Annotated in this window: 6 protein-coding genes; 1 reads left to right on the plus strand and 5 read right to left on the minus strand. The window is 69.2% G+C overall.

Going from position 1 to position 4,232, the window contains the following annotated elements; all coding sequences use genetic code 11:
- Window positions 1-1,640 (minus strand): lysine--tRNA ligase (locus WCJ52_RS11875; protein ID WP_336903518.1); only part of this gene is annotated, 1,640 nt, incomplete at its 3' end.
- Between the two features lie 130 nt (window positions 1,641-1,770).
- On the opposite strand from WCJ52_RS11875, the gene phnD reads away from it, so the two are divergent.
- Window positions 1,771-2,775 carry a phosphate/phosphite/phosphonate ABC transporter substrate-binding protein gene (gene phnD, locus WCJ52_RS11880; RefSeq protein WP_336903519.1) on the plus strand — a complete coding sequence of 335 codons (1,005 nt, stop codon included), beginning with the start codon at window positions 1,771-1,773 and terminating at the stop codon, window positions 2,773-2,775.
- Between the two features lie 22 nt (window positions 2,776-2,797).
- Here the strand turns inward: phnD and WCJ52_RS11885 are convergent, their stop codons facing one another.
- From WCJ52_RS11885 to WCJ52_RS11900, 4 genes are all read right to left on the minus strand, one after another.
- Window positions 2,798-3,184, minus strand: a complete 387-nt coding sequence (locus tag WCJ52_RS11885) for a type II toxin-antitoxin system VapC family toxin (RefSeq protein ID WP_336903520.1) — start codon at window positions 3,182-3,184, stop codon at window positions 2,798-2,800.
- Window positions 3,181-3,420 carry a type II toxin-antitoxin system prevent-host-death family antitoxin gene (locus WCJ52_RS11890; RefSeq protein ID WP_336903521.1) on the minus strand — a complete coding sequence of 80 codons (240 nt, stop codon included), beginning with the start codon at window positions 3,418-3,420 and terminating at the stop codon, window positions 3,181-3,183. The genes WCJ52_RS11885 and WCJ52_RS11890 overlap by 4 nt, the downstream gene beginning before the upstream one ends.
- A gap of 63 nt (window positions 3,421-3,483) precedes the next feature.
- Window positions 3,484-3,894, minus strand: a complete 411-nt coding sequence (locus tag WCJ52_RS11895) for a PaaI family thioesterase (protein WP_336903522.1) — start codon at window positions 3,892-3,894, stop codon at window positions 3,484-3,486.
- Window positions 3,891-4,232 (minus strand): PaaI family thioesterase (locus WCJ52_RS11900; RefSeq protein WP_336903523.1); only part of this gene is annotated, 342 nt, incomplete at its 5' end. The genes WCJ52_RS11900 and WCJ52_RS11895, both read right to left, overlap by 4 nt.

Raw genomic sequence — 4,232 nt, forward strand, 5'->3', positions numbered from 1 at the left:
AGGCCGAAGATGGCGGCGAAGGAGCCGAAGCGTGGGCCCTGGCTCTGGCCCAGCAGCACCTCGTAGAGGGCGCCGAACCAGAGACGAAGCGGCTCGAAGCCCGCCGCCTTGCCCGCCTCGTAGACCTCTGCCTGGATAAGCTCGGCGTCCTGGCAGCCGGCGGGCAGGGCCCTCAGCCGGGCGGCGAGGTCGGCCATGGCGGCGCGCTCGCGCTCGTCCGGCGCGCGGAACCGCTTCGAGGGCTTCACGAAGTCCTCGTAATAGTGGATCGCGTAATCGGACAGGCGGTCCAGCAGGGGCTGGCTGGCGGCGTCGGCGCCCGGCATGTAGCGGGCGATGAAGCCCCACAGGATGTCCTTGGTCGAGGCGTCGGCCGCCGACACCAGGTTCAGGAGCAGGGAGAAGGACAGGGGCGAGCCCGTCGCCGGCGGCGCGCCGGTGTGGACATGCCAGGCGGGGTTGTCGATGGCCGGCGCATTGGTCTCGGCGGCGACCCGGTTGTAGGCGTCCAGCTGCTGCAGGTACTCGTCCGTCGCCTTGGGGATGACGTCGAAATAGAGCCGCTTGGCCGACTTGGGCGACTGGTACATGTAGTAGGCGAGGCTCTCGGGGGCGCCGTAGCGCAGCCACGCCTCCATGGTCAGGCCATTGCCCTTGGACTTGGAGATCTTCTGGTTGTTCTCGTCCATGAAGAGCTCGTAGTGAAAGGCCTCGGGGGGCTCGCCGCCGAGGATCTTCGCCACCTTGTTGGATACCCGGACGGAATCCACCAGGTCCTTGCCGGACATCTCGTAGTCGACCCCCAGGGCCACCCAGCGGGCCGCCCAGTCGGGGCGCCACTGCAGCTTCACATGACCGCCGGTCACCGGGGTCTCGGTCAGGGTCCCGTCCTCGTCCCGGAAGACGAGGGTCCCGGCCTCGACCTTGCGCTCCAGGGTGGGGACCTGCAGGACCCGGCCGGTCTTGGGGCTGATGGGCAGGAAGGGCGAATAGGTGGCCCGCCGCTCCTCGCCCAGGGTGGGCAGCATGACCCCCTGGATGGCGTCGAAGCGCTCCAGCACCTTCAGGAGCACCGCGTCCAGCTCGCCGGACCGGTAGGTCTCGGTGGAGGACTTGAAGTCGTAGTCGAAGCCAAAGCCATCGAGGAAGGCGCGCAGGCGGGCATTGTTGTGGGCGCCGAAGCTCTCGTAGAGGCCGAAGGGGTCCCGGACGCTGGTCACCGGCTTGTCCCGGTCCAGCTCCAGAGCCTCGCGGTTGGGCACGTTGTCGGGGATCTTCCGGAAGCCGTCCATGTCGTCGGAGAAGACGATCAGCCGGGTGGGGATGGCGTCGCCCGTCAGGGCGCGGAAGGCGGTGCGCACCATGGTCGGACGGGCGGCCTCGCCGAAGGTGCCCATGTGCGGCAGGCCCGAGGCGCCGTAGCCGCACTGGAAGATGACGGGTTCGCGCAGGGCCGGCAGGGCGGTGACGGCCTCGTCCGGGCGGCCCTGGGCCAGGAGGGCGGCGGCCAGGTCGCGGCCGGCGTCGTCGAGGCGCAGGCGCAGGATGCGGTCAAGCAGGAGGCGGGCCTGCTCGAAGGGCCAGGATCGGGCCTCACGGGCGGGCAGGGCAAGCCGGGACAGGTCAGTGGGAACGGGCATGAAGGGGCGTTAGCCTTCCTTGTCGTCGTCCTCAAGCCCGCAGCGCGCCGGCGGCGCCTTGCGGAGCGCGCCGAAACGGGCATGAAGTCGCCCGACAGCGCGCCCGAGCCTCCGGCGCCGGAGCCCGCCCATGCCATCCGCCCGCCTTGCCCTTCTTCTCGTCGCTGGTCTTGTCCTGGCCGCCTGCCAGCCCAAGGCGCCCGCCGGACCGCCGCCAGGGACCTTGCGCTTCTCCATCATGTCCACCGAGAACATCCAGGCCGCCCAGGGCGCCTGGACCCCCTTTCTCGCCGACATGGAAAAGGCCACGGGCCTGAAGATCGAGCCCTTCTACGGGACCAACTACACGGCCCTGATCGAGGCCATGCGCTTTCAGCAGACCGATGTAGGCTGGTTCACCAACCAGTCGGGCCTGGAGGCCGTTCGCCGGTCCGGCGGCGAGGTCTTCGCCCGCACCACCAAGCCCGAGGGGCCCGACGGCTACCAGGCCGTGATCGTGGTGAAGAAGGGCTCGGGCCTGACCCTGGACCGCATCCTGGCCTGTGACCGGACCCTTAACTTCGCCATGGGCGACGCCAAGTCGACCTCAGGGACGCTGGCGCCCATGACCTGGCTGTTCGGCCCGCGCAACATCCGCCCGGAGACCTGCTTCAAGACCGTGCGCAGCGCCAACCACGAGGCCAACCTCTTCGCCGTGTCCATGGGCCAGCTGGATGCCGCCACCAACAATTCCCAGTCCATCGCCCGCCTGGCCGACCAGAAGACCGAGACGGCGCAGAAGGCGGTGGCCAATATCGAGGTGGTCTGGCGCTCACCGACCCTGCCCGAGGACCCGATGATCTGGCGCAAGGACCTGGACCCAGCCCTCAAGGCGAAGATCCGCGACTTCATCTTCTCCTATGGGGTCGGTGACACTGACGAGGCCAGGCGCCAGAGGCAGGTCATGCGGGCCATCCAGACCGGCCCCTTCAAGGCCACTGACGACAACCACCTCCTGCCAGTGCGCGAGATGGAGGCCACCGCCGCCCTCATCGACGCCCGCAACCGCAAGGACCCCGCCGCCGAGGTCCAGGCGAAGGCCCTCCTCGAACAGGTCCAGGCCGAGCAGAAGGCCCTGGCGGCGAAGGCGGGATGAGGCGGGCGAGGCCCGCCCAGGGTCAGGGCGCCGCGAGAATGGGTCCGGGATAGGTCAGGATCGTCCGGTCCGCTGTCAGGAGGGTCAGGCTCTCCACCATGGCCTGGGCGACGAGGATCCGGTCAAACGGGTCCCGATGCAGGGCCGGAAGCCCCTGAAGGGCGGCGGCGTGCGCGCCCGTGACCGGTAGCTCTTCGTATCCGGCCTCCAGGAGACCCCGTCGGAAGACGCCAGGCGGCACATCGAAGTCCGGCCTTCCGAGGCCTGACTTGATCGCGATCTCCCAGATGCTCGCCGCACTGAAGACCAACCGGTTTGCTTGATCCTCGAGAAGTTTACGCAGCCCGGCGCTCAAATCGTCGCCCTTCGCCGCCTTCAGCAGGACGTGGGTGTCGAGGAGGAGGTTCAAAGGTCACCTTCGAAGAGGCCGGTGATCTCGTCGTGGCCAAGGTCGTCGAAGTCTTCCGGAAAGCGCAGGCCGGGAAGGAAGCCGATCCGCGATGCCGGGCCGGGAGGCGCGTCGACCGCAGTCACCTTAACAAGAGGCTTTCCCGCCCGGGCGATGACGAAGCCCTCGCCCTGGACCGCTTCCTCGACCAGGCGGGAGAGGTGGGTCTTGGCCTCGTGCATGTTGACCGTCTTCACGTCGACGCCTCCAAACTTAGTCCACTAGACTTAGTCCGGTCTAGGTCGACCCGCAACCTCGGCCTAGTCCTCCGCCAGCATGAAGTGGCCGCGGAGGGCGGCGATGGGCTGGCTGCGGGCTTCCTGCCAGGCCTCCACGTGGACGTTGGCGATCCGGCGGCCCACCTTGCGCAGGTCGGCCCGAGCATAGGTGGTCAGGGCCCGGCCCGGGCGCAGGTACTCGATGGTCACGTCGATGGTCTTGTGCACCCGGGGCGTGGACTGGGTCACCGCCAGCTGGGCCAGGGCGGTCATCTCCAGGAAGCCGCCAATCACCCCGCCGTGCAGGGCCGGCAGGAGGGTATTGCCGATCAGGTGGGGCAAGAAGGGCAGGATCCCGGTCAGCTCGTCGCCGGCCAGCTCGGCGGTCATGCCCAGGAAGCGGATGTAGGGCGCCCGCGCCAGGAAGGCCTTCAGGTGGTCCTCGGGGGTCACGCCGCGCCTCCCGTCCCGGGGCCAACGGGGCCAGCCAGCATGAAGGCGGCCTGGGCTGTGGCGATGGGATCGGCTGGGTCGGCGTCCCAGGCATGGGCGCGCACGAAGGCGATGGACCGGGTCATGTGATAGCAGTGCGCCTCCACCGTGACGCCCGCCCGGGAGGCGGCAGGGCGCATGTAGTCGATGCGAAGGTCGAGGGTGGCGGTGGGCCGCCGCTCGCCCGTGGCGGCGGTGATGGCCATGCCGCAGCAGTGGTCGAGCAGGGAGGTCACCACCCCGGAGGCGATGACGGCGGTCTCGGGGTCGCCCACCAGGTCCTCGCGCCAGGGCACGTG

Source organism: Phenylobacterium sp., from assembly GCF_037138395.1.
In the GTDB taxonomy this organism is placed as follows: Bacteria; Pseudomonadota; Alphaproteobacteria; order Caulobacterales; family Caulobacteraceae; genus Phenylobacterium.

Coding starts and splice junctions, on each gene's coding strand:
- phnD (WP_336903519.1), top strand. CDS start 1,771: ATGCCATCCGCCCGCCTTGCCCTTCTTCTCGTCGCTGGTCTTGTCCTG.